The sequence below is a fragment of the Rhodococcus sp. B7740 genome, assembly GCF_000954115.1.
In the GTDB taxonomy this organism is placed as follows: Bacteria; Actinomycetota; Actinomycetes; order Mycobacteriales; family Mycobacteriaceae; genus Rhodococcoides.
Genome location: NZ_CP010797.1, coordinates 2,866,433 through 2,889,478, shown reverse-complemented (window position 1 = coordinate 2,889,478; position 23,046 = coordinate 2,866,433). Strand labels below are relative to the sequence as shown.

The 23,046-nt window shown below is 65.2% G+C and carries 23 protein-coding genes and 1 pseudogene; 19 read left to right on the top strand and 5 right to left on the bottom strand.

Annotated elements, in window-relative coordinates; genetic code table 11:
- Window positions 1-12 precede the first annotated feature (12 nt).
- The 3 genes and pseudogenes from NY08_RS13270 (at window position 13) to NY08_RS13260 (ending at window position 3,252) form a co-directional block, all read left to right on the top strand.
- Window positions 13-1,485: pseudogene (locus NY08_RS13270) on the top strand (PepSY-associated TM helix domain-containing protein).
- Window positions 1,482-2,036: a copper chaperone PCu(A)C gene (locus NY08_RS13265; RefSeq protein ID WP_045196814.1), complete on the top strand. Its 555-nt coding sequence runs from the start codon at window positions 1,482-1,484 to the stop codon at window positions 2,034-2,036. Before NY08_RS13270 ends, NY08_RS13265 begins: the two are co-directional and overlap by 4 nt.
- Window positions 2,029-3,252, top strand: a complete 1,224-nt coding sequence (locus NY08_RS13260) for a Dyp-type peroxidase (RefSeq protein WP_045196812.1) — start codon at window positions 2,029-2,031, stop codon at window positions 3,250-3,252. The genes NY08_RS13265 and NY08_RS13260 overlap by 8 nt, the downstream gene beginning before the upstream one ends.
- Window positions 3,253-3,273: 21 nt before the next feature.
- Here NY08_RS13260 and NY08_RS25175 read toward each other — a convergent pair whose 3' ends face one another.
- The 3 genes from NY08_RS25175 to NY08_RS13245 form a co-directional block, all read right to left on the bottom strand.
- Window positions 3,274-3,876: a TetR/AcrR family transcriptional regulator gene (locus NY08_RS25175; protein WP_052049660.1), complete on the bottom strand. Its 603-nt coding sequence runs from the start codon at window positions 3,874-3,876 to the stop codon at window positions 3,274-3,276.
- An 80-nt stretch (window positions 3,877-3,956) separates the two neighbouring features.
- Window positions 3,957-5,078, bottom strand: a complete 1,122-nt coding sequence (locus NY08_RS13250) for a TIGR03364 family FAD-dependent oxidoreductase (RefSeq protein WP_032396018.1) — start codon at window positions 5,076-5,078, stop codon at window positions 3,957-3,959.
- 27 nt (window positions 5,079-5,105) lie between these two features.
- Window positions 5,106-5,819, bottom strand: a complete 714-nt coding sequence (locus NY08_RS13245) for a GntR family transcriptional regulator (RefSeq protein ID WP_032396017.1) — start codon at window positions 5,817-5,819, stop codon at window positions 5,106-5,108.
- Window positions 5,820-5,927: 108 nt separating this feature from the next.
- Here NY08_RS13245 and NY08_RS13240 point away from each other — a divergent pair, with 108 nt between their 5' ends.
- The 6 genes from NY08_RS13240 to NY08_RS13215 all read left to right on the top strand — a co-directional run bounded on the left by NY08_RS13240 (window position 5,928) and on the right by NY08_RS13215 (window position 11,995).
- Entirely contained in the window at window positions 5,928-6,626 is a 699-nt protein-coding gene (locus NY08_RS13240; protein ID WP_045196810.1) for a phosphonatase-like hydrolase, read from the top strand.
- A gap of 62 nt (window positions 6,627-6,688) precedes the next feature.
- Complete coding sequence (locus NY08_RS13235) at window positions 6,689-7,657, top strand: phosphate/phosphite/phosphonate ABC transporter substrate-binding protein (RefSeq protein WP_045196808.1); 969 nt, start codon at window positions 6,689-6,691, stop codon at window positions 7,655-7,657.
- A complete protein-coding gene (gene phnC / locus NY08_RS13230) occupies window positions 7,657-8,463 on the top strand; it encodes a phosphonate ABC transporter ATP-binding protein (RefSeq protein ID WP_200893107.1) in 807 nt (268 codons plus the stop codon). Before NY08_RS13235 ends, phnC begins: the two co-directional genes overlap by 1 nt.
- On the top strand, window positions 8,460-10,052 hold the full coding sequence (phnE, locus tag NY08_RS13225; RefSeq protein ID WP_045196806.1) for a phosphonate ABC transporter, permease protein PhnE: 1,593 nt from the start codon (window positions 8,460-8,462) through the stop codon (window positions 10,050-10,052). The genes phnC and phnE overlap by 4 nt, the downstream gene beginning before the upstream one ends.
- Window positions 10,028-11,044, top strand: a complete 1,017-nt coding sequence (locus NY08_RS13220; protein WP_045196805.1) for a zinc-binding dehydrogenase — start codon at window positions 10,028-10,030, stop codon at window positions 11,042-11,044. Before phnE ends, NY08_RS13220 begins: the two co-directional genes overlap by 25 nt.
- 153 nt (window positions 11,045-11,197) lie before the next feature.
- A complete protein-coding gene (locus NY08_RS13215; protein ID WP_045200349.1) occupies window positions 11,198-11,995 on the top strand; it encodes a DNA-formamidopyrimidine glycosylase family protein in 798 nt (265 codons plus the stop codon).
- 120 nt (window positions 11,996-12,115) lie between these two features.
- On the opposite strand, the gene NY08_RS13210 is transcribed toward NY08_RS13215, so the two are convergent.
- Together NY08_RS13210 and NY08_RS13205 are read right to left on the bottom strand one after the other, a co-directional pair.
- Window positions 12,116-12,835, bottom strand: coding sequence for a GAF and ANTAR domain-containing protein (locus tag NY08_RS13210; RefSeq protein WP_032396011.1), 720 nt, complete (start codon window positions 12,833-12,835; stop codon window positions 12,116-12,118).
- A 219-nt stretch (window positions 12,836-13,054) separates the two neighbouring features.
- Window positions 13,055-13,225: a CsbD family protein gene (locus NY08_RS13205; protein ID WP_027495724.1), complete on the bottom strand. Its 171-nt coding sequence runs from the start codon at window positions 13,223-13,225 to the stop codon at window positions 13,055-13,057.
- Window positions 13,226-13,375: 150 nt separating this feature from the next.
- On the opposite strand from NY08_RS13205, the gene NY08_RS13200 reads away from it, so the two are divergent.
- The 10 genes from NY08_RS13200 to NY08_RS13155 all read left to right on the top strand — a co-directional run bounded on the left by NY08_RS13200 (window position 13,376) and on the right by NY08_RS13155 (window position 23,018).
- Window positions 13,376-14,359 carry a YihY/virulence factor BrkB family protein gene (locus NY08_RS13200; RefSeq protein ID WP_045200347.1) on the top strand — a complete coding sequence of 328 codons (984 nt, stop codon included), beginning with the start codon at window positions 13,376-13,378 and terminating at the stop codon, window positions 14,357-14,359.
- Window positions 14,360-14,906: 547 nt separating this feature from the next.
- The gene (locus NY08_RS13195) at window positions 14,907-15,905 is read left to right on the top strand and encodes a substrate-binding domain-containing protein (protein ID WP_045196800.1); all 999 of its coding nucleotides are present in this window, start codon (window positions 14,907-14,909) and stop codon (window positions 15,903-15,905) included.
- Window positions 15,906-15,946: 41 nt separating this feature from the next.
- Window positions 15,947-16,936: an ABC transporter permease gene (locus NY08_RS13190; protein WP_032396007.1), complete on the top strand. Its 990-nt coding sequence runs from the start codon at window positions 15,947-15,949 to the stop codon at window positions 16,934-16,936.
- On the top strand, window positions 16,933-17,715 hold the full coding sequence (locus tag NY08_RS13185; protein WP_032396006.1) for an ATP-binding cassette domain-containing protein: 783 nt from the start codon (window positions 16,933-16,935) through the stop codon (window positions 17,713-17,715). The genes NY08_RS13190 and NY08_RS13185 overlap by 4 nt, the downstream gene beginning before the upstream one ends.
- Window positions 17,696-18,619: a PfkB family carbohydrate kinase gene (locus NY08_RS13180; protein WP_045196798.1), complete on the top strand. Its 924-nt coding sequence runs from the start codon at window positions 17,696-17,698 to the stop codon at window positions 18,617-18,619. Before NY08_RS13185 ends, NY08_RS13180 begins: the two co-directional genes overlap by 20 nt.
- Window positions 18,609-19,259 (top strand): nucleoside/nucleotide kinase family protein, encoded by a 651-nt coding sequence (locus tag NY08_RS13175; RefSeq protein ID WP_045196796.1) that lies wholly within the window; start codon window positions 18,609-18,611, stop codon window positions 19,257-19,259. Before NY08_RS13180 ends, NY08_RS13175 begins: the two co-directional genes overlap by 11 nt.
- Window positions 19,260-19,304: 45 nt before the next feature.
- Window positions 19,305-20,339 carry a LacI family DNA-binding transcriptional regulator gene (locus tag NY08_RS13170; RefSeq protein WP_045196794.1) on the top strand — a complete coding sequence of 345 codons (1,035 nt, stop codon included), beginning with the start codon at window positions 19,305-19,307 and terminating at the stop codon, window positions 20,337-20,339.
- Window positions 20,340-20,347: 8 nt separating this feature from the next.
- The gene (fbaA, locus tag NY08_RS13165; RefSeq protein WP_032396002.1) at window positions 20,348-21,370 is read left to right on the top strand and encodes a class II fructose-bisphosphate aldolase; all 1,023 of its coding nucleotides are present in this window, start codon (window positions 20,348-20,350) and stop codon (window positions 21,368-21,370) included.
- A gap of 95 nt (window positions 21,371-21,465) precedes the next feature.
- Window positions 21,466-21,873: a YciI family protein gene (locus NY08_RS13160; RefSeq protein ID WP_045196792.1), complete on the top strand. Its 408-nt coding sequence runs from the start codon at window positions 21,466-21,468 to the stop codon at window positions 21,871-21,873.
- An 8-nt stretch (window positions 21,874-21,881) separates the two neighbouring features.
- Window positions 21,882-23,018 carry an RNA polymerase sigma factor gene (locus NY08_RS13155; protein ID WP_045196790.1) on the top strand — a complete coding sequence of 379 codons (1,137 nt, stop codon included), beginning with the start codon at window positions 21,882-21,884 and terminating at the stop codon, window positions 23,016-23,018.
- Window positions 23,019-23,046 lie beyond the last annotated feature (28 nt).

Below are 23,046 nucleotides of genomic sequence, written 5' to 3'. Positions count from 1 at the left end.
AAAGAAGTCCTCGTGTCCACACCGGAAATGGAACGCGTCGCCGATCCTTCCCCGCCCACCCGTCCGACCAGCCCCCGTAGCTGGCGTCCGCTGATCCTGCGGCTGCACTTCTATGCGGGCATCCTCGTCGCACCGTTCATCCTGATCGCCACCATCAGCGGCGGGCTGTACGCCGTCGCACCGACCATCGAACAACTCGTGTATCGGGACTACCTGCACGTCGACCCCACCGGCCCGGCCGTACCGGTGGCGGATCAGATCCGAGCTGCGCAGGCAGAACAACCCGACCTCACCGTCGCCGCAGTGCGACCGGCCACCGACCCCGGCGACACCACCCGCGTGATGTTCACCGACCCTTCCCTCGGTGAATCGAAGCGACTGGCCGTCTTCGTCGATCCCTCGACCGCGACGTCCGTGGGCGAGGCGACGGTGTACGGTTCCTCCGGCGCGTTACCTCTACGCACCTGGATTTCCGAACTCCACCGCCACCTGCACCTGGGTGAGCCCGGTCGGCTCTACAGCGAACTCGCCGCATCGTAGCTGTGGGTGATCGCGCTCGGCGGGCTCTACCTGTGGGTCGAGCGCTACCGGCGCAACCGCGACAAAACCAGGCTGCTGACCTTCGATCGAAAGTCCAAAGGCCGCAACAGGTCTTTGAACTGGCATGGTGTGGCGGGCATTTGGATCGCCGTCGGTCTGGTATTTCTCTCCGCCACCGGACTCACGTGGTCCACCTACGCGGGGGAGAACGTCACCGAGCTGCGTTCGGCATTGAGCTGGACCACACCCGCCATCACCGAGACCATCGGCTCTTCCGACGCCGCGACGCCCGATCATTCCGGTCACGGCGGGCATTCGATGGACATGGCGGCCGACGCGTCGACGACGAACAGCAATGTCGGACGCATCGATTCGGTCCTCGACATCGCGAAGGCCAACGGTATCGACGGGGCCGTGGAGGCGTCGATCCCAGCGTCGGACGACGCAGCGTTCGTCGTCGCCGAAACCCGTCAGCCCTGGCTGATGTCGAACAACTCCATCTCGATCGACGGCAGCACCGGCACGGTTGTCGACACCCTGTACTTCTCCGACTGGCCGCTCGCGGCCAAGCTGGCTGCCTGGGGTATTCAACTGCACATGGGAACGCTGTTCGGTGTGGCCAATCAGCTGGCCCTGCTCGCGCTTGCAGTTGCGCTGGCATCGGTCATCGTGCGCGGCTACATGATGTGGTGGAAGCGCCGGCCCACCAAGGCAACCGGTCTCACTGCGGGCCGGCCACCTCTGCGCGGCGGTCTTCGCCGTATCTCGCCGATCTCCGTCGCCGTCTTGGCGGTCGTCGCCGTCGCCGTCGGCTGGTTCGTCCCACTCCTCGGGCTGAGCCTGGTGGCCTTCCTCGCTGTCGACGTCGTGCTCGGCTCGATTCGTCGAGCTCGGACCAGAGCCGCCAATTACGGTGCTTCCCAACATGAAAGCGAACTCGCATGAATATCACCCGTCGCACCTCGACGCTGGTGACCGCGCTGTCGGTCACCGGCCTGATGCTCACTGGATGCTCGAGCACCCAGCCGGCCGCCGCGGCGAAGGAGTCCGATTCCGTCGTCGTTCGCGAGCAATGGGTCAAAGCCGCCGACTCCGGTATGACCGCGGCGTTCGCCGAATTGCAGAACACCGGCGACGCCGACGTGCACGTGGTCGGTGCATCGTCACCGGCATCGAGCCGAATGGAATTGCACGAGATGGCAACCGGGGACGACGGAGCGATGGTGATGCGGCCCAAGGAGGGCGGCTTCGTCATTCCGGCGGGCGGCACGCACGTGCTCGCCGCGGGCGGCGATCACCTGATGCTCATGGACGTCACATCTCCGCTGACGCCAGGAGCCGACGCAGAGTTCACCCTCGAGTTCGAGGATGCGTCGACTGCGACGTTCACCGCCCAGGTCAGGGACTTCTCCGGGGCCCAGGAGAACTACGAGCCCGGCACCATGGGCATGAACACGGACGGGTCGGCGACCCCTGCGCCGACGCACGGTGGCTGAGAACGAGAACCGGTCCCCACGCTCGCTGAGCCGGCGACGCCTCCTCGGTGGAGGCGTCGCCGCGCTCGGCGTCGCGGGCGTGGGAGCAGCGACCGGTTACGGAGTCTTCGGCAACCATGCGGCCGAGACGACCACCGGAGCCGACACGGTGCCGTGGCGCGGCATTCATCAAGCCGGGATCGATACCGTTCCGCCGCAGGCACACTCGACGTTCGTCGGTCTGAATCTGCAGGATCGTGTCGGACGCGACGAGCTGATCGGGATTCTGAAGGTCTGGACCGAGGACATCGGACGGCTCACTGCCGGTGCACCCGCGCTGGCCGATACCGAGGCGGAATTGGCACTTCGGCCGGCGCGTCTGACGGTGACGGTCGGACTCGGCCCCGGTGTGTTCGATGCGATCGGTCTGCCGGATCGGCGCCCAACGTGGCTGGCGCCGCTTCCTGCCTTCGGAATCGACCGTCTGGAACCGGGATTCACCGGTGGAGATCTGTTGCTGCAGGTGTGCTCGGACGATCCTGTGACCGTTGCGCACGCAGTGCGGGTACTCACCAAGAACGTTCGATCGTTGGTGACGATCGCCTGGATGCAGCGCGGGTTCCGCCGTTCGCGGGGTACCGAGGAATCGGGCACCACGATGCGCAATCTGATGGGCCAGGTCGACGGCACGGTCAATCCGGCGGCCGGAAGTACGGACTTCGACGGTCTGGTCTGGGACGACGGCAGCGAGCAGCCCTGGATGCAGCACGGAACGTCGATGGTGTTGCGGCGCATTCGAATCGAGATGGATACCTGGGACGAATTGGACCGACCCGGCCGCGAGTTGTCGGTGGGGCGAACTCTCGACACCGGTGCGCCGTTGACCGGAACCGACGAGTTCGACGAGGCCGATTTCGAGGTGACCGATCGATTCGGCATTCCGGTCATCCCACCGTCCTCGCACATCGCTCGGGCGCGGCACACTCACGACGGCGAGCGAATCTTCCGGCGGGCGTACAACTACGACGACCCACCTGCTCCCGGCTCGGTGTCGAACTCCGGGCTGCTGTTCGCAAGCTATCAGCGCGATGTGCTCACCCAGTTCCTCCCGATTCAGCGGCGCCTCGCCGAATTCGATGCGCTCAACGAATGGACGACACCCATCGGGTCCGCGGTGTTCGCCGTGCTGCCGGGAGTGGTCGACGACGGCTATCTGGGCCGGAGCCTGCTCGGGTGACGGCCCGACCCACGGGTGCGCTCAGAAAGAGGTCGCCAGGGCGACGCCGAGCGCGGTCAGTGTGTCGACGAACTCCACTTCGGTGAAGTCCAGATCGCCGCGAAGCCACCGGTCGAGTAGCTCGGTCGTCCCTGCCACCATCAGGACGGTCGCTGCCTCGGCCCGTGGGTTCGCGGGGTCGGCGTCGAGCACTGCTCGCATCAGCAGTGGCGTGAACGTGTCGACCATCTGTCGGCGTCGGGCCTCGAGTGCGGGATTGGCCGACGCCGAGGTGTACAGCAGGGACGACCGTGGATCGGCGGTGAGCGCGCGCACCAGAACGGCTGCAGTCTGGGCGACGCGGTCCGAGGTCGACCCCTGTTCCTGCACAATCTCTTCGAGAGCAGTTCCCACGGTGTCGATCACGTCGTCGAGAGCGCTCACCAGAATGGCGTCGCGGTCTCCGAAACTTTCGTAGAAGTACCTCTTGGACAGGCCGGCGCGCGCACAGATGCCGTCGACCGTGACGGCGGCGACACCGGACTCCGCAACCACGTCGAGGCAGGCGTCGAGCAGTTTCTCGCGGCGCTCGCGGCGACGTTTGTCTGCGGCGACACCTCGGTAGGGGCGAACGACCGGCGGCATGACTACATCTTGACACGGGGGTGTGCCCAGTAGTGTCGCGAGCCGAACAGTGCGGCGACGCGAGGACGGGGGTGTCGGCGCTAGACGAGCGTCGGCGCGTTGTCCACGTTGGACAACGCCAGACCCATGCTGGTGGTCATGCCGATCCCGGTGGTGACGGTGACGATGTGCACACGGTCGATGGGCTCTTCCAGCAGGAATTCCGAACCCGGTGCGGAGCAGTACGTTCCCTGCCATCGCTCGACGACGTCGATGCGGTCGACTCCGAACAGCGTTCTCGCTTCGCCGAGCAACACCTCGAAACCGTCTTCGCTCTGGAACGGCGAGGTGGTGATCTCGCGAACGTGGGTGTCGCCCAACAGGATCGACCCGTCCGGTTGTGGGGTGTACATCTGGTGCAGGTCGAGTTCGACGTAGTCGGGATACTCGGCCTGCAGGCGGGCAGCGACGTCTGCAACGGCGGGCAGGTTCTCGAAGCCCGAGTACCTCAGCAGCGACCAGCCGGTGAACAGCGGCGAGGGAAGCGGTGCACGCAGCGGCATGGTGGCTCGCATCATGTGCAGTCGGCACCGCACCAGTCCGCCGCGTTCGGCGCTCTCGGGAAACAGGCGATCGATGTCGTGGTTGACGGTGACGAACGTGGCACCGGCATGCAGGTCGCCGCGGGAGGTGCGAACGATTCCCGGCGCGAACGACGTTGCAGCGGTGCGCCAGTGGAAGTCCACCCCGGAATCGGCGAGCCAGCGTGCGACGGCCGGAGCGGCGGAGCGCGGGTCCACCTGGACGTCCAGAGGCAGGTACATGCCGCCGACCACATCGGTGTCGGCAAGGGGGAGTCGGTTCAGTACCTCGCTGCGGTCCAGCAGCTGTACCTGATCCTCGCCCCGTAGTTCGGCGAACTGCTCGAGCACCGCGAGCTCGTCCTCGTGCCGGGCGACGCAGTGAGTTCCCGATTCCGCTGCCCAGAAGTCGGCTTTTCGGGCGAGGTCGAGCCAGTGACTGCGGCCTGCTCGCGCGTATTCGAGTGCGGTCCCGGATTGCGCTGTGATGCAGGCGTGTCCGAAGTTCTGGACGGAGGCACCTGCGACACGATCGGCATGATCGACCACTGCCACGGTGAGTCCGCGCCGATGGGCGTGATACGCGTGTGCGAGACCGACGATCCCGGCCCCGACGACCACGACGTCGTACGTCGATGTCATACGGAAAGTCTTTCTGCTGAGGTCATGTCAGGCGTCCATGACGGCGGTGAAGGTCATCCGGTCTCCGCGATAGAGGGACCGTCGGTGTTCGATGGGAACACCGTCCGTGTCGTAGGAGACACGGCCGAGCAGAAACATCGGTGTCCGAGTGTCGACGGTGAGCAGTGCGGCTTCCCTGGCATCGGGGAGGACGGTTTCGATGGTGTCGACAACGCGCCCGAACGTGACTCCCCGGGCTGCCAATTCGGCATAGAGGGACGTTCGGTGATCGAAACTGTCCTGTAGCCCCGGGATTCGATAGGCGGGAATACGAGTCGTTTCCAGTCCGACTCGCACGTCGCCGGTGGTGAAGACGCGTTCGAGTTGCACTACCTCCGAACCGATCTCGATCGCGAGGAGTTCCGCCAGCACGTCGTCTGCTCGGAACACTTCCCAGCCGACCAGAATTCGAGTGGCGCTCATGCCCTTCTCGCGCGCGGCCTCGGTGTAGGAGCCGATCGCCAACGGCAGCACCACTTTGGGTTCGGCCACCACCGTCGCCCGGCCGCGACGTTCGATTCGACCGGCTACCAACAGTTCTCGGATGGCTTGACGCAGTGTCTCGCGGGACACGTCGTATCGATCGGCGAGATCGCGCTCGGACGGAAACGCGTCGCCCGCAGACATGCCGTCGAGCATCGCGTCGAGGCTTCTGCGGACGATCTGATGCTTGAGTACGCGAGGTTCGGTGTCCACGGCCATGGACCAACCATAGCATCAATTGGTCTAGACCTAATTGTCGTGCGACGTTCACGGTTCGTTCACTCACGTTCCACGTAATGGTCTATACCAAACGGCAGTCTCTTCCTCATGCCGAACTCCACCAGCCCGAACACCAGCACCCCCGTCGAGCTCGTCGTCCTCGACATGGCCGGAACGACTGTCACCGACGACGGTCTGGTACTCGAATCGTTCGATGCCGCAGCCACCGCCGTCGGACTTGCCGACGCCGGTCCGGAACGCGACGACGCCCGCCGCTACGTGCTCGACACGATGGGTCGGTCCAAGATCGAGGTGTTCCGCGCACTGTTCGGAACAGAGGACCGCGCTCAGGCCGCCAACCGCGCTTTCGAATCGGCCTACGACGCCCGCATCGACGACGGGGTCTCACCCGTACCCGGTGCGGCCCAGGCGATCACGAAGCTTCGCGAATCCGGAATCACCGTCGTCCTGACAACCGGATTCTCGGCACCCACCCAGAATCGCATCATCGACGCGCTCGGCTGGCGGGATCTGCCCGACGCATTCCTCGCACCCGGGAGTGCCGGTCGTGGCCGTCCGCACCCCGATCTCGTGCTCTCGGCCGCCCTGCTCGCCGAGGTGACCGACATTTCCGCGGTCGCCGTCGTCGGTGACACGTCGAGCGACATCCTGTCCGGTCGCCGAGCCGGCGCATCGCTGTTGGTCGGCGTCCTCACCGGAGCTCATTCCGAGACCCAGCTGCTCGAAGCAGGTGCCACCCACGTGCTCGACAGCGTCGCCGACCTTCCCCCCATCGTCCTGCCCTGAACAGCTCTGCCCTGAACAGCTCTGCCCTGAAAATCCACCACACCCCGAACGGACATCACGCCATGATCATCACCTCACGCCGTCGTGCCGGAACCGCCGCGGCCGTGCTCTCTGCCGCGGCTCTCGTCGCAGCCGGTTGTTCGAGCTCATCCGAAGGAGCCACCACCGAGCAGGGATTCCCCGAAACCATCACACTCGCAGCCATTCCCGCCGAGAACTCCACAGACCTGAAAGCCAGCTACGACCCCGTCATCGAGCGGCTGGAGAACGAGACCGGAGCGAGCGTCGAGTTCATCCAGGCCTCGGACTACGCCGGCGTGGTCGAGGGCCTGATCGCAGGAAACGTCGACATCGCGTTCTTCGGCCCCTTCGCGTACGTCGTCGCAGGCATCAACGGTGCGGAGATGACACCGCTGGGTGCCGTCGTCCAGGACGAGGGAACTCCTCCCGGCTACCAGTCGTACGGAATCGCTCGTTCGGACAATGCCTCGGTGAACGGTCTCGCCGACTACGCAGGCAAGAAGGTCTGCTTCGTCGACCCGAGCTCCACCTCCGGATTCCTCTACCCGACAGCGGGACTCATCGAGGACAACGTCATTTCCTCCGGTTCCGAGGCCGACATCTCCGCCGCGATGACCCCGATCTACGCCGGCGGACACGATGCATCGGCGCTGGCCGTAAAGGCGGGAGACTGCGACGCCGGATTCGCGTTCGACACCATGGTCGACCGCACGATGATCGACAACGGTGAACTTGCACCCGGTGAGCTCAAGACCGTGTGGAAGTCCGAGATGATCGCCGGATCGCTCTTCGCAGCCAACAACGATCTCGGTGCCGACGCCATTGCCAAGCTCCAGGACGTCTTCAGCGAGGGCATGAACTCGGATGCCTTCGTGGCCGACGGCATCTGTGCCGAGGAATGCCGCATCACCGACGAGGACGCCTGGGGCGTCGTTCCCGCCCAGGACAGCGATTACGACGGCGTGCGCCACGTATGCGAGGTCACCGGCTCCGAGAAGTGCCAGGGCTGATGATGTCCGCACCGATGGACCGGGGCGACGTGGTGGTCAGTGTTCGCAACGTCACCAAGACATTCGGATCCACCACAGCGCTCGAGAACGTGAATCTCGATGTGCATCACAGTGAGATGTTGGTTCTGCTCGGGCTTTCCGGCTCCGGGAAGTCGACGCTGTTGCGGTGCATCAACGGCTTGCAGCCCGTGACGTCGGGGAGCGTCACTGCACTCGACATCCGGGTCGATCTGGCGAACCGCCGCCGTGTGCGCGAGCTACGCCGAGATGTCGGCTTCGTCTTTCAGCACTTCAATCTCGTGGGCCGGCTGAGTTGCCTCGAGAACGTACTCGTGGGAGGCATCGGCCGACTGTCGATTGCGCGCTACGGCGCACTCACCTACCCGAAAGCGATGCGAGAGGAAGCCCGCGCGTGCCTCGACCGAGTCGGGTTGGCGGACTTCGCCGAACGGCGCGCCGACACGCTGTCGGGTGGACAGCAGCAACGGGTGGCGATCGCACGCACCCTGATGCAGCGTCCGCGGATCGTCCTCGCGGACGAACCCGTCGCCTCGCTCGACCCCGAGAACGCGGGCGTGGTGATGGATCTGTTGCAGCGAGTGTGCAGCGAGGAGAAACTGACCGTGGTGTGCACGTTGCATCAGGTCGATCTCGCCCTCGGCTGGGCCCATCGCCTCGTGGGTCTCCGAGACGGTCGGGTGGTGCTCGATCGCCCCGCCGCCGGTCTCCAGCGTGACGACATCATGCCGATCTATCAACGGATCGCGCCCGACCCCGGGAGCATGACCACGGTGGCACCGACATGACCGTCGCCGTCGAACCGAAGCCCACGAACACTGCAGGGCAGAAGGATCCGCAGCGGCGTCGATGGCTGTTCCCGGCACTGGGTGTCGTCGCGCTCGTTCTCACCGTGGTCTCGGCGGGCTACATCGACTTCGCGCCGACGACCTTGATCGACGGTCTCGAGGATGTGGGCAACCTGCTCGAGCGGATGCTGCCGCCGCGTGTCGACGACACCGGAAGGATCGTCTCCCTCGCGCTCGACACCTTGCTCATGGCAGTGCTGGGCACCGTGCTCGCAGCGGTCGTCTCGGTACCGCTGGCGTTTCTCGCGGCACGGAACACCTCGCCCCACCCGGCCCTGTACGGCATCGCGCGCGCCGTCATCACCTTCTGCCGGGCGATGCCGGATCTGCTGTTCGCGGTGCTGTTCGTCCGGGCGTTGGGAATCGGTGTGCTGCCCGGCATCCTGGCTCTGGCACTACATTCCATCGGCATGCTCGGCAAACTGTTCGCCGACGCCATCGAAGAGACCGATGTCGGACCGCGAGAGGCGCTCCGTGCCGCTGGAGCCGGCTACTACCGGGAGATGATCAATGCCGTTGTTCCACAGGTCGTTCCGGCGTGGATCGGCGCTTTCGTCTATCGAATCGACATCAACCTGCGCATGTCGGTCGTGCTCGGCTTCGTCGGGGCAGGCGGCATCGGTTTCGCCCTGCAGGACGCTCTCCGCGGACTGATCTACCCGCGTGCTCTCGGAATCGTGTTGGTGATCCTGGTGATCATCGCCGCAATGGAATTGGCAGCGATGGCTCTGCGCCGCATGCTGCTGGTCCCGTCCGCGGCCGGCCCGCAGCGCGATCGACTGATGCGCCTCGGGGCGTCGGCTGTGCTCTTGTTCGCGATCGTGGCGTCGTTCGTGGTTCTCGAATTGGATCCGCGCTCGCTGCTGACCTGGATCGGGCCGTCGATCGAGGTGTTCGGTCGAATGGTCCCACCGGATTTCTCCGCTTTGGGATCGGACCTGTTCGACGCCGCCGTACAGACCGTCGCCATCGGAGTCGTGGCCACCGCAATCGGCATCGTGCTGTCGATTCCCGTCGGAGTTCTGGCTGCGCGCAACGCAACTCCGCATCCCGCGGTGTACTGGGTTGCGCGATCCTGGATTCTGTTGGTTCGGGCTGTGCCCGAACTCATCCTCGCCGTCGTGTTCGTCGCAGCGCTCGGATTGGGTCCGGTGGCGGGAACCTGCGCACTGGCCATCGGATCCGTCGGATTTCTCGGCAAACTCGTGGCGGACGCGATCGAGGAGATCGATCCCGGTCCCCTCGAAGCGGTGGCGTCGGTGGGTGGCGGTTGGTGGAACAGGACATTGAGTGCCGTTGTTCCTCAGGCCATTCCATCAATGGTCGGTTCGAGCTTGTATCTGCTCGACGTGAACATTCGTACCTCGACCATTCTCGGGATCGTCGGTGCGGGTGGTATCGGCTTCCTGCTCTTCGAGTCGATTCGTACCCTGAACTTCGCCGTCGCCGGTGCGATCGTTCTCGTCATCTTCGTCGTCGTGTACATCGTGGAAAGGATCTCCGGATGGATCAGATCACTGCTGGTCTGACACCGGCCGCCGTCTGGACGGGGAGCGGGATCGAGATGTGGGACATCGAGATTCCCGCCCTCGAGTCGGGTGATCTGCTGGTGCGCGTCGATCTCGCCACGGTGTGCGGGAGCGATCTGCACACGGTGTCCGGTCGACGGCACGGAGCGTGCCCGTCGGTACTCGGGCACGAGGCCGTCGGTCACGTCGTCGCCGTCGGTGATGCCACATCCCCAGCGGCGGTCGGGGATCGGATCGTGTGGTCGGTGACCGTGCCCTGCGGCCGATGCAGTCGATGCGTCCGCGGGTTCACGGCCAAGTGCTCGTCCGTGCGCAAGGTGGGTCACGAATCTGCCGAGAGTCCATGGGTTCTCAGCGGCTCCTACGCCCGACACATCGTGCTTCCTCGCGGTACCGCAGTGGCCCGGGTGCCCGACACCATGCCCGACGCCGTCGCTGCACCGGCAGCGTGTGCGACGGCCACCGTGACGGCGGCTCTCGACGCAGCGGGTGCTTTGGACGGCCGACGGGTACTGATCGTCGGGGCCGGAATGCTGGGGGTCACCGCCGCCGCAGCGGCATGCGAGCGAGGGGCATCGGTGACGGTCGTCGATCGAGACCCGGAGCGACAGAGACAATCTCGTGCATTCGGGGCCGGTGAGGACGACGGTGCACGAACAGATGTGACGATCGACTTCTCCGGATCGTCGGCGGCCGTGCAGTCGGCGTTGGGGCGACTCGACGTCGGTGGACGGCTCGTGCTCGCCGGATCCGTCGCGCCGGGTCCGCCGATCACCGTCGACCCGGAAGCAGTGGTCCGGAACTGGCTGACCATCACCGGCATCCACAACTACGAGCCGCGGCACCTCCATCAGGCCGTTGCCTTCCTACGCAACACCGACGCGAAGTATCCGTGGGAATCCCTCGTCGAGGCACCGGTGCCGTTGGCCGAACTCGCGTCGGTGTTGCGGCCGACGCCGTCGGGAATTCTCCGATCCTCGGTCGCGCCGTAGGTTCTGGGTCTGTCCACCAGCTCTGTCGTGCCCACGCAGGCCGGGGCGTGTCGCCGACAGCGTCGCCCTCGACATAGCGAGCGACGATCACATCCGGCCGATGCGGGCCCGGTGTTCGGATTGCGTTTCGTTCGAGCGGGATACCCGGAGGTCATGCCCGAAGGTGACACCGTGTTCGTATTGGCCGCGAGGTTGCGTCGGGCATTGGACGGCACATCGTTGCGGGCCGGAAGGCTGCAGGTGCCCGCGCATGCAGTCGAGAATCTGGCCGGGCGAACCGTCGTCGCACACCGGACCCACGGCAAGCATCTACTGACCGATTTCGACGACGACACGACGCTGCACACGCACCTGCGGATGAGCGGATCGTGGACGGTGGTGCGGGCCGGTCGCTCGATTCCGCAGCGTGTCCGACCCGACGTGCGGGTGCGGCTCGCCGCGGTCGACGGGCCCACCGCCTACGGAATTCTGCTACCGGTCGTCGATTACGGATACACACCGGACATGAACGCGCTGATCGCACATCTGGGACCGGACCCACTGCACTCGAAGTTCGACGCAGACCGAGCGGTTGCCAACATTGCCGCTCAGGGAACGCGGCCGATCATCGCGACGCTGCTGGACCAGAAGGTGATCGCCGGGCCGGGGAATCTGTGGGCGAACGAGCTCTGCTTTCTGCGCGGGCTGTGGCCGTGGACTCCGTCGACCGCCGTCGACGGACAGCGGTTGGTCGCGTTGCTCGAACGAGCGATGCGTCACTCGGCGACGGTCCCGGGTGCGATGCAGGTGACCACCGGGGACACTCGCCGGGGCCGCACGCATTGGGTCGCCGGTCGAGCCGGGAAGCCGTGTCTGCGGTGCGGAACATCGATTCGGGTGGTCGCAGAAGTGAACGGTGACCCGGACAGGCGTCGAACGTGGTGGTGTCCGAGCTGTCAACCTGAGCAATAGCGACGGGCGGTCGATCGCTGTTGTCTCAACGAGATAACCGCCCGCGGGTATCGCGTGTCGCCTGCCGATACCACTGACAGCCATTCCTCGCGAGCGGCGAATCGAAACCCCGTCGTCTCGTCAGAAGGTCGAGTCCGTCGGATGATCGGTCTCCACCAGATCACGGGCCACGAGGTGCAGAGGGAGGTTCTGTTGCTGTGACAGCTTGGCCAACAGCTCGAAGGCCTGCACCGCGTCGAGGTCGTAGCGTTCCATGATCATGCCCTTGGCCTGACCGATGATGTCTCGACTGGCCAGACCGGTTCGGAACTGCTCGTGGTCACGGGCGCTGAGCATCGCGATGGCAGCGTGGGCAGAAAGCGCTTCACCGATGGTCACCGCGTCGGCGTGGAATGCGCCGGGTCGGTCGCTGTAGAGCACGAGCGCACCGAGGTCGTCGGCGTTGCTGTAGAGCTGGAACGCAGCAAGTGATTTGAAACCCTCTTCGACGGCGGTGGCAGCGAATCGAGGCCACCGATCCTCGTCGGTCAGATCGGCGGCGACAACGACGTCGAAGTGATGAACCTCGGTGGAAATGGGTCCTTCGCCGAGCTCGTACTGCAGGCGACACAGCTTCTCGGCGACCGGATCGGTGGACGCGACCACCGTCCGCTCGCCCTTTTTCACCGTGGTGATGCATCCGGTGACTGCACCCGGGATCATCGTGATGGCAGTACGCAGAATCGCATCGAGTGTCTGCGGCATCGAGCGCCGAGTCTCACGCAAGGATCGGGCGAATTCGGCCAAGCTCGAGGCGTCCGCCGATGCGGCTGTGTTGCCTTCGATAGAAGAGTGCGGCATGCACACAGTCCTCTCGCATGGGACCCCTGCCGACTTCGTCGCAGAGATCCGAGATCATGCGCCTTCTGCTGGACGCTCGATTCGGCCGACGGTGTCGGCTCCGTGCATTTTATACGCTGTCTTCGGGACGGTTGTACGTAGAACCGTCGAGCATCGGCGGAGGCACCCGAAAACGCAGCGAGGGCCGCCGATCAGATCGACGGCCCTCGCGGGTGCGACTTACTTGAAGGTGTCCTTGATGTTCTCGCCGACCTTCTTCACGCCTGCCGAACCCTGGTCCTTCTTGCCCTCGGCCTCGAGGTCCTTGTTGTTGGTGGCGTCGCCCACAACTTCCTTGGCCTTGCCGATGGCGTCTTCTGCTGCGTTCTTGGCCTTGTCGATGAAGCTCATGTGAGTCCCTTTCTCGTTTCGTGCGGTGTCAGTAGTTGGTCGATGCTCGAACCGGAAAGCGCACGCCGAACCTATGAGATCTGGGTCACATCGTTCGCCGCGCTCGGTCGACGTTTCGACGAGCGGCACGGCGGATACATTCGAGCGATGATGGTCGGCAAGGTGGACAGCTTTCAGCGCAGGCACCCGTCAGCGGGTTTCCCGCTCGCAGTTCTGTACAAGTTCCTCGACGATCGAGGTGGATATCTCGCGGCTCTCATCGCGTACTACTCGTTTCTCTCGTTGTTCCCGTTGCTGCTGCTCTTCACCACCGTGTTGGGAATCGTGCTGGCCGGCGACCCCGAATTGCAGAGTCGAATCATCGATTCCGCGATGAGCCAGATCCCGGTCATCGGTGACCAACTCGGTCAGCCGGACCGCCTCAGCGGCGGAACGACCGCCATCGTCATCGGCGTGGTGGGGTCGTTGTACGGCGGACTCGGAGTGTCACTTGCCGCGCAGTACGCGATGAACACCGCGTGGTCCGTCCCGCGAAACGAACAACCGGATCCGATCAAGGGACGCCTGCGAGGGCTGTTGCTGCTGAGCACCGTCGGCACGGCGATCATCGGACTGACCGTTCTCAACGGAGTCGCGTCCTCGGGTTTGTTCGGTTTTGCCGGCGGTGCGTTGGCGCTTGTCGGGGCCGTGGTCGTCAACGTCGTGGTCTTCACCGCCGCATTCCGTATCGGCACCGCCCGAGCCCTGACCGTGCGTGAGGTGCTGCCCGGCGCTGGGATCGCCGCGGTGATCTGGCAGGCACTGCAATCGTTCGGCGGGATCTACATTCGCTATGTCGTCGGCAACGCCAGCGCCAGCAACGGAATCTTTGCGATCGTCCTCGGCCTGCTCGGCTTTCTCTACGTCTCGTCGGTGCTCATCGTGCTGTGTATCGAAATCAATGCCGTGCGGGTCGACCACCTGCACCCACGGGCGCTGTTGACGCCGTTCACCGACAACGTCGAACTCACCGAGGGTGACAAGAACTCCTACACCGGACAGGCAGAAGCGCAGCGCAACAAAGGATTCCAGGACATCACGGTCACCTACGACGAGCCGGATTCGGTGACGGGGGAGGACGCGCCGACCAAGTGAGCCGAGTGATCGGGTAGCGCAAACGCGCGCGCATTCGTCAGGTGCGGGTGGATTTGCCAGTGGGGCGGGCACTATTTCGCGCGCGGATGGCGAACGCGCGCGCGTTTGCGGGGATCTGGGGCGGGTGACCGGCCACTGGTGCGGGGTGGCAGACGTGTGCGGGGTCGAAGTTCGCGGGCGTGCGGTCGTGCGAGGGCGCGGAGTCGCAAACGCGCGCGCATTCGTCGGATGCGCGCGGAATTGCCGGGTGATCGGGCGCTGATTCGCGCGCGGATGGCAAGTGCGCGCGCGATTGCGGGGAACGGGGGACCGGCAGCGGGGGACCGGCAGCGAGGGACCGGGGAATCGGCAGCGGAGGGCAGGGCGACGATGGCGGACGTCGACGACCGGTGGCGATGGAGTGACCCCTGTCACGAACCGGCTGACCGGTCGGCTGAAACAAACTTCGAGTTCGTTTCGCGAAAGCGCATGCGCAAGCGCTTGTATGCGTCCTAGGCTCCTGCAATCGAGCGACGCGACCGCGTGGCCAGGGGACAAGGGAGTCCACATGTTCAATCACCGTCGGAAGTCCGCGCTGACGATCGGGACCGTGCTCATGGCCGGTTCGCTCGTGCTGGGTCTGACCGCCTGCAGCAGTTCGGATTCGGACAGCGTCAAGGTCGGGCTCATCACCAAGACGGACTCGAATCCGTACTTCGTGAAGCTCCGCGAGGCAGCACAGGCCAAGGCCGATTCCAGCGGAGCCGAGTTGGTGGCTCTGGCCGGCGCATTCGACGGTGACAACGAAGGACAGGTCGCGGCGATCGAGAACCTGGTCGGCCAGGGTGTGAAGGGAATTCTGATCACCCCGAACTCGTCCACCGGAGTCCTCGACGCGATCAAGAAGGCCCGTGACGCCGGCGTCGTCGTCATCGCCCTCGACACCGCAACCGACCCCGAGGACGCGGTCGACGCCACCTTCGCCACCGACAACAAGGCGGCCGGAGTGAGCCAGGGTGCCTGGGTCAAGGGCACGCTCGGCACCACCGCACCCCAGGTCATCATGCTCGACGGCACCGCGGGCGGCACGGTCGACACCTTCCGTCACGACGGGTTCCTCGAAGGCATGGGTCTGACCGACAGTTCGCCGGAGATCGTGGGCCAGGAGAACACCAACGGTGATCAGACCAAGGCGCAGACCGCCATGGAGAACCTGCTGCAGCGCGCTCCAGGCGTCAACGCTCTCTACACGATCAACGAGCCTGCAGCTGCGGGTGCGTACCAGGCGATTGAGTCCGCCGGTCGCGCCGACCAGATCACCATCGGGTCGATCGACGGTAGCTGCACCGGCATCGCGAATGTGAAGTCCGGCATCATCGGCGCGACGGTGCTGCAGTTCCCCGCGAAGATGGCCGAGCAGGGCGTCGATGCAGTGGTGAAGTTCGCGCAGGACGGCACCAAGCCCAGCGGTTTCAACGACACCGGTTCGCAGCTCGTCACCGACAAGCCCGTTGCCGGAATCGATTCCCAGGACACCGCGTGGGGCGAAGCGAATTGCTGGGGCTGATCGCGAATTCCCGGACCGCCGTCGAGTACGAGGACTGATCAGTGAGTACCGAAACCGCTGCGCCTCCCAAGGCACCGAGCCGGTTCAACGTGGGAACCGTCCTGCGTGAACCGCTGCTCGGGCCGTTGGCTGCGCTCGTCATTGCCATCATCGTGTTCAGCTCTATTTCGAGCTCGTTCCTCAACCCGCAGAACGTCTCTCTGATTCTGCAGCAGTCGGTGGTGGTCGGCATTCTCGCCGTCGGCCAGACACTGATCATTCTCACGTCCGGGATCGATCTGTCGATCGGCGCGGTCGCGGTGATGGGCACCATCGTGATGGCACAGTCGGCCGGGGCGAACGGACCGGTCGTAGCGTTGGGTTCGACGCTTGCCGTGTGCGTGGCGTTCGGCGCGATCAACGGCGGATTGGTGACGGTACTGAGACTGCCGCCGTTCATCGTCACGCTCGGCACGTTCACCGCGATCCAAGCGGCCACCAGACTGTTGGCCGGATCCGAGACTTATCAGGTCCCGAGCGGGCCGCTGACATTTCTCGGCACCTCGTTCAAGGTCGGTAGCTTCTCCACCACCTACGGCGTGGTGGTGATGCTGCTGGTGTACGCCGTGATGTGGTACGCGTTGTCCCAAACATCGTGGGGCAGGCATATTTACGCGGTCGGCGGGAGTCCGCAGGCCTCGGACCGTTCCGGCATCAAGTCCGGTCGCGTGCTGTTCTCGGTCTACATCGTCACCGGCGTCATCGCGGCGATCGCGGCGTGGGCGGCTCTCGGACGAATCCCCAATGCCGACCCGAACGCGTATCAGAACGCCAATCTGGAAACGATCACCGCGGTGGTCATCGGTGGAACCAGCCTGTTCGGTGGCCGCGGTACCGTCATCGGAACTCTCGTCGGAACCCTGATCGTCGGTGTGTTGCGCAACGGTCTCACCCAGGCAGGCGTCGACAGCCTGTACCAGAACATCGCGACCGGCATTCTCGTCATCGTGGCGGTTGCCGTCGATCAATTCGCACGTCGGAGGTCACAGTGAACGCCCCTCTCGCTCTGGAAGCGCGTGGTCTGGTCAAGACCTACGGCAGCGTGACGGCCATCAACGGTGCAGATTTCGAGTTGCGGGCCGGTGAAGTGTTGGCGGTGATCGGCGACAACGGTGCCGGGAAGTCCAGTCTCATCAAAGCTCTTGCCGGGGCTGTCATTCCGGATTCGGGTGAGATTCTGATGAACGGATCGCCGGTGTCGTTCAAGAACACGCGCGACGCACGAGCGGCAGGCATCGAGACGGTCTATCAGGACCTGGCCGTCATTCCGGCGCTCGACATCGCCTCCAACGTCTACCTGGGGCGCGAGATCAAGCGTAAAGGCATCAGCGGCAGTCTGTTTCGACGTCTGGACATGCCGAGGATGCGAGAGGAGTCGTCGAAGCACCTGCAGGACCTCAAGATCGGTATCAAGTCGGTCAACCAGGCGGTCGAGACGCTCTCCGGTGGCCAACGTCAGGGTGTGGCCGTAGCGCGGGCAGCAGCGTTCGGCCGCGGGGTGATCATCATGGACGAGCCGACTGCCGCACTGGGTGTGCGAGAGTCGGGCATGGTGATCGATCTGATTCGCACCATTCGCGACCGCGGCATACCTGTGGTGCTCATCAGCCACGACATGCCGCACGTGTTCGAGGTCGCCGACCGGATCCACATCCACCGCCTCGGCAAGCGGGCGGGCGTGGTCGATCCGAAGAACCGCAGTATGTCCGAGGTCGTCGCGCTCATGACCGGCGCGGAGGAGCCGACCGACGATGAACGCGCCGGGCTCTGAATCGTCAAGCCCGGTCGGTGTTTTCGTCGGGCTGGCGACACTCGACGTCATCCATCGAGTGTCGGCAGCGCCCGCACCCAACCAGAAGATCACCTCGAGCGCTCAGTTCGTCGCGGCGGGAGGTCCTGCCGCCAACGCGGCCGTCACCTTTGCCGCGCTCGGCGGGACGGCCGTGCTCGTCACCGCACTCGGAGACGACCCGGTGGCCGCGCTGGTGAAGGCGGACCTGGCTGCGTTCGGCGTCCGCGTGATCGACGCGGCCGCGGGCTCGAGCAGATCGGTGCCCGTCTCGGCGGTGACGGTGATCGAATCGACCGGCGACCGATCGGTCGTCTCGGCCGACGCCGTGAACTCCGACGCCTCGCCGCCGGAGGGGCTGGAGGCCGTCGTCGCCGGTGCCGACGTCGTTCTGGTCGACGGGCACCACCCCCTGATCGCCTGCGCCGCCGCGGAACATGCGGCGGCGCGGGTTACCACGTTGGTCGTGGACGCCGGTCGCTGGAAACCGGTGATGACCGAGCTGATCGAGCACGCCACGGACATGGTGTGCTCGGCGGACTTTCGCGCCCCCGGCACCTCGGACACGGCTGCGAACGCCGCGGAACTCGTTGCATCCGGTGTGCGGACCGTCGTCACCACCCACGGCGGCGAGCCCGTCGAGTGGTGGTCCGAGGGATCGACCGGATCGGTCGATGTGGAGCCGGTCGCGGTGGTCGATACTCTGGGTGCCGGGGATGCGTTCCACGGCGCGTATGCCTACTACTGCACGCAGCCGGGCTCTCTGGCCGAGCGCATCGACAGATCGGCTCACGTTGCCGCGCTGCGCTGCTCGGTGATCGGCCCCAGAGCATGGCTACGCGAACTTTCCATCAACGGACTCGAAAGCGACAACGGTGAGCATTGACCAGGACGTACAGGAAGCCGCCCTCGACGAACTCGTGGAGCTGGCGCGAAAGCTGGCCGTACCGGGTGAGCGGCGCATACTCGGTCTGACCGGTGCACCGGGTGCCGGAAAATCCACTGTGGCACAGCAACTCGTCGACGCGCTGGGGCCCGAACTCGCGGTACTGGTTCCGATGGACGGATTCCATCTCGCCAACGAGGTGTTGATCGAGCTGGGTCGGCTCGATCGCAAGGGTGCCCACGACACGTTCGACGACGGTGGATACGCGCGGTTGATCGCGGCCGTTCACGATCAGCAGCCCGGTGGTCCGCTCGTGTACGCGCCGAGATTTCGCCGAGAGATCGAGGAGTCGATCGGTTCCTCCATCCCGGTCCCGTCGACTGTTCCGCTGGTCATCACCGAAGGCAACTACCTGCTGATGGAATCCGATGCGTGGCCGGCGGCGCGGGCGATGATCGACGAAGTCTGGTTTCTGGCTCCACACACGAGAGTTCGGCACGAGCGGCTGGTGGCCAGGCACGAGGCCTACGGAAAGTCGCACGAGGACGCGGAGTTCTGGGCACTGGGATCGGACGAACGCAACGCGGAACTGATCGGGTCCACCGCACGTCGCGCCGATCGAATCCTGCGGCTGACATGACGATTGCGCAGAACCACGAGACACGACAGCGCTGGGCCGACTGACATGCCCACGATGGACGACGTCGCCCGATTGGCAGGTGTATCGGTATCGACTGTCTCGCACGTGCTCAACGGAACTCGCAACGTCAATGCCGCCACCCGGGAACGCGTCGACGCGGCGATTGCCGAGATCGGATACCGCCGCAACGTCGTCGCTCGATCGCTCGCGGCAGGTCGGACTCACACCGTGGGACTGTCGATCGCCGCGTTGACCAACCCGTATTTCGGAAGCCTGGTCCATGCCGTCGAGCAGCGATTGTCCGAGGCCGGTTACGTCTTGATCCTCGGTGATTCGCACGACGAGCCCAGGTCCGAGCGGAGGGTGACGGACTCGTTGCTCGACCGTCAGGTCGACGGCATGATTCTCGCACCCGCGGCGGGCTCCGAATTCTCGACGATTCCCGAGATCGTCCGCAGTGGAACGCCTCTGGTGTTGATCGACCGGATGCTCGACGTCTCCTGCGATCAGGTGGGTCCGGAGAACGACGCGTCGGCGCACGAGCTCACCACCCACCTCCTCGACGCCGGGCACCGACGCATCGCGATCGTGCGCGGCATCGAAGGGATCTCCTCCACGACCGAGCGATTCGACGGCTACGCCCGCGCGCTGGCCGATCGAGGAATCGAACTCGATCCTCGACTGATTCTCGACGGCCGGTCGAACGTCGAGGTGGCCGAGTCTCGGGTGCGTGAGCTGATGTCCGGTCCGGACCGGCCGTCGGCCATGGTGTCGATGAACAACTCGATGACGATCGGATCGCTGAAAGCTGTTCGAGGCCTGGGTTTGTCGATTCCGGCGGACCTGGCCTTCGTCTGCTATGACGACTTCGAGTGGTCGGACCTGTTCGAGCCTCGGCTCACGGCGGCAGCTCAGGACGTGCAGACCATCGGCCGAACCGCAGCCGACCTGGTTCTCCGGCGCATCGAGGGACACGAGGACGCGCCCCGATCGATCCGAGTACCGACCACCTTCACCCACCGAAATTCCTGCGGCTGCAGTGCACCTCGAGCCGACGTGCCGGCCGCACCCGAAAGATAGGACAGTTCATGCCGATTGCCAGTCCGGACCAGTACGCCGCCATGCTGGATCGCGCCAAGGAGGGCGGGTTCGCCTACCCGTCGATCAACGTCACCGGTTCACAGACACTCAACGCAGCCCTTCAGGGCTTCGCCGAGGCCGAGAGCGACGGGATCATTCAGGTATCGGTGGGCACGGCGCTCTATCTGTCCGGCAATGCGGTGCAGAACCGCTTCGCCGGCTCCAAGGCGCTCGCACAGTACGCCCACGAAGTGGCGCAGCACTATTCGATCTCGGTGGCGCTGCACACCGATCACTGCCCAGCCGAGAATCTGGACGACTGGGTGCGGCCCCTGCTGGCCGACGCCATCGACCGACGCGGACGCGGACTCGACCCGCTCTACCAATCGCACATGTGGGACGGCTCGGCGGTGCCGCTCGACGAAAACCTGCGTGTCGCTCGGGAATTGCTCGATCTGTCGATGCAGGCGAACACGATCCTCGAAATCGAGGTCGGCGTCATCGGCGGCGAGGAGGACGGCGTCTCGCACGAGATCAACGAACAGCTGTACTCGACCGTCGACGATGCTCGGGCCACGATCGCCGCGCTCGGTGCCGGGGAGCGCGGTCGCTACATGACCGCCCTGACCTTCGGCAACGTGCACGGTGTCTACAACCCCGACTCGGTGCACCTACGACCGGAAATCCTCGCCGAGATCCAGGCCGTCGTCGGAGCCGAGACCGGTAAGGACAACCCGTTCGATCTGGTGTTCCACGGTGGATCGGGATCCAGCGCAGAAGATATCGCCTCCGCGGTCGCGAGCGGGGTGATCAAGATGAACATCGACACCGACACCCAATACGCGTTCACCCGGTCCATCGCCGGGCACATGATCAGCAAGTACGACCAAGTCCTCAAGGTCGACGGCGAGTACGGCAACAAGAAGGCCTACGACCCGCGATCGTGGGGCAAGCCGGCCGAGACGGCGATGGCGGCTCGGGTGGTCGAGGCGACGCAGATGCTGGGCTCGGCAGGTCGCACGATGCGCTGAGAATCTTTTTCGTCGAACGTGTCGAAATCTGCGGACCGGTTCCGTCCCAGGGTCGAATGCGGCAAGAATGGCCGCATCGGACGACAGGAGACACCATGGCCAAGTACCTCATGCTCAAGCACTACCGCGGAGCCCCCGAGCCTGCCGACTGGATCCCGATGGACCGGTGGACACCCGCCGAAGTGCGCGACCACATCGAGTTCATGCAGGACTTCGCCGCCGAACTCGAGAAGACCGGCGAATTCGTCGACGCGCAGGCTCTGGCCCCCGAGGGAACGTGGGTGCGCTCGGATGGGGAAGGGAAGCCTCCGGTCACCGATGGCCCGTTCGCGGAGACGAAGGACCTCATCGCAGGCTGGATGGTGATCGACGTCGACTCCTACGAACGCGCGCTCGAGCTGGCAGGGCAGCTGTCGGCAGCGCCCGGTGCCGGTGGGAAGCCGATCGACGAGTGGCTCGAACTGCGTCCGTTCATGGAGGCACCTCCCACCATCGCCGACTGACGACCGTCGTGGATCCACGGATTCTGCGGGAACTGACGCCCGCGGTGATCGGCGTCCTCGTCCACCGCGGAGCAGATTTCGCGGCGGCCGAGGATGCCGTGCAGGAAGCGATGCTCGAGGCCATCTCGACGTGGGTCTCCGAAGCACCGACCGACCCGAAGGGCTGGTTGGTCACCGTTGCCTGGCGGAAATTTCTCGACGCGCAACGCTCCGAGAACGCGCGACGAGCACGTGAGGATCGAGTCGCCGCCCAACCGGATCCCGGCAGTGTCGGCGGCGTCGACGACACGCTGCAGTTGTTCTTCCTGTGCGCGCATCCCTCGCTCGGTCCGGCGGCAGCGGTGGCACTGACTCTGCGTGCCGTCGGGGGATTGACGACTCGGCAGATCGCGCAGGCATACCTGGTGCCGGAGAAGACCATGGCGCAACGCATCAGCCGAGCCAAGCGCACGGTGCGCGACGTGCGTTTCGACGCCCCCGGTGATGTGGGGACGGTACGACGGGTGCTGTATCTCGTCTTCAACGAGGGGTACAGCGGGGACATCGATCCGGCGGCCGAGGCGATTCGGTTGACCCGGCAGCTGGCCAGGTTGTCCGACGACGAGGAAACGGCCGGACTGTTGGCGCTGATGCTGCTTCACCACGCACGCCGTTCGGCCAGGACAGGGCCCGACGGTCACCTCATTCCTCTCGCCGAGCAGGATCGATCTCGTTGGGATACAACGCTGATCGCGGAGGGAGTGCAGATTCTGCAGACTGCGCTCGCCCGAGATCGGTTGGGAGAGTTCCAGGCGCAGGCGGCCATCGCCGCCCTGCACGCCGACGCGTCGCGTGTGGAGGAGACCGACTGGGTGCAGATCGTCGAGTGGTACGACGAGTTACTCGCTCTCACAGGCAGTTCCGTCGTGCGGCTCAATCGAGCGGTAGCGATCGGCGAGGCCGACGGTCCGGCGGCGGGGCTTGCGGCACTGGGCGAGGTCGATTCGGCCGTCCCGCGGCACACAGCGGCGGCCGCGTACCTGCACGAGAAGTCCGGCGATCTGCAGCGTGCCGCCGAGTTGTACGTGCAGGCAGCCGAGAGGGCGTCGTCGATGTCCGAGCGGCACCACCTGACGCTGCAGGCCGCGCGGATCCGGGCCGAGTGAGCCCTCCTGGGAGCAAGCGAACGGACCG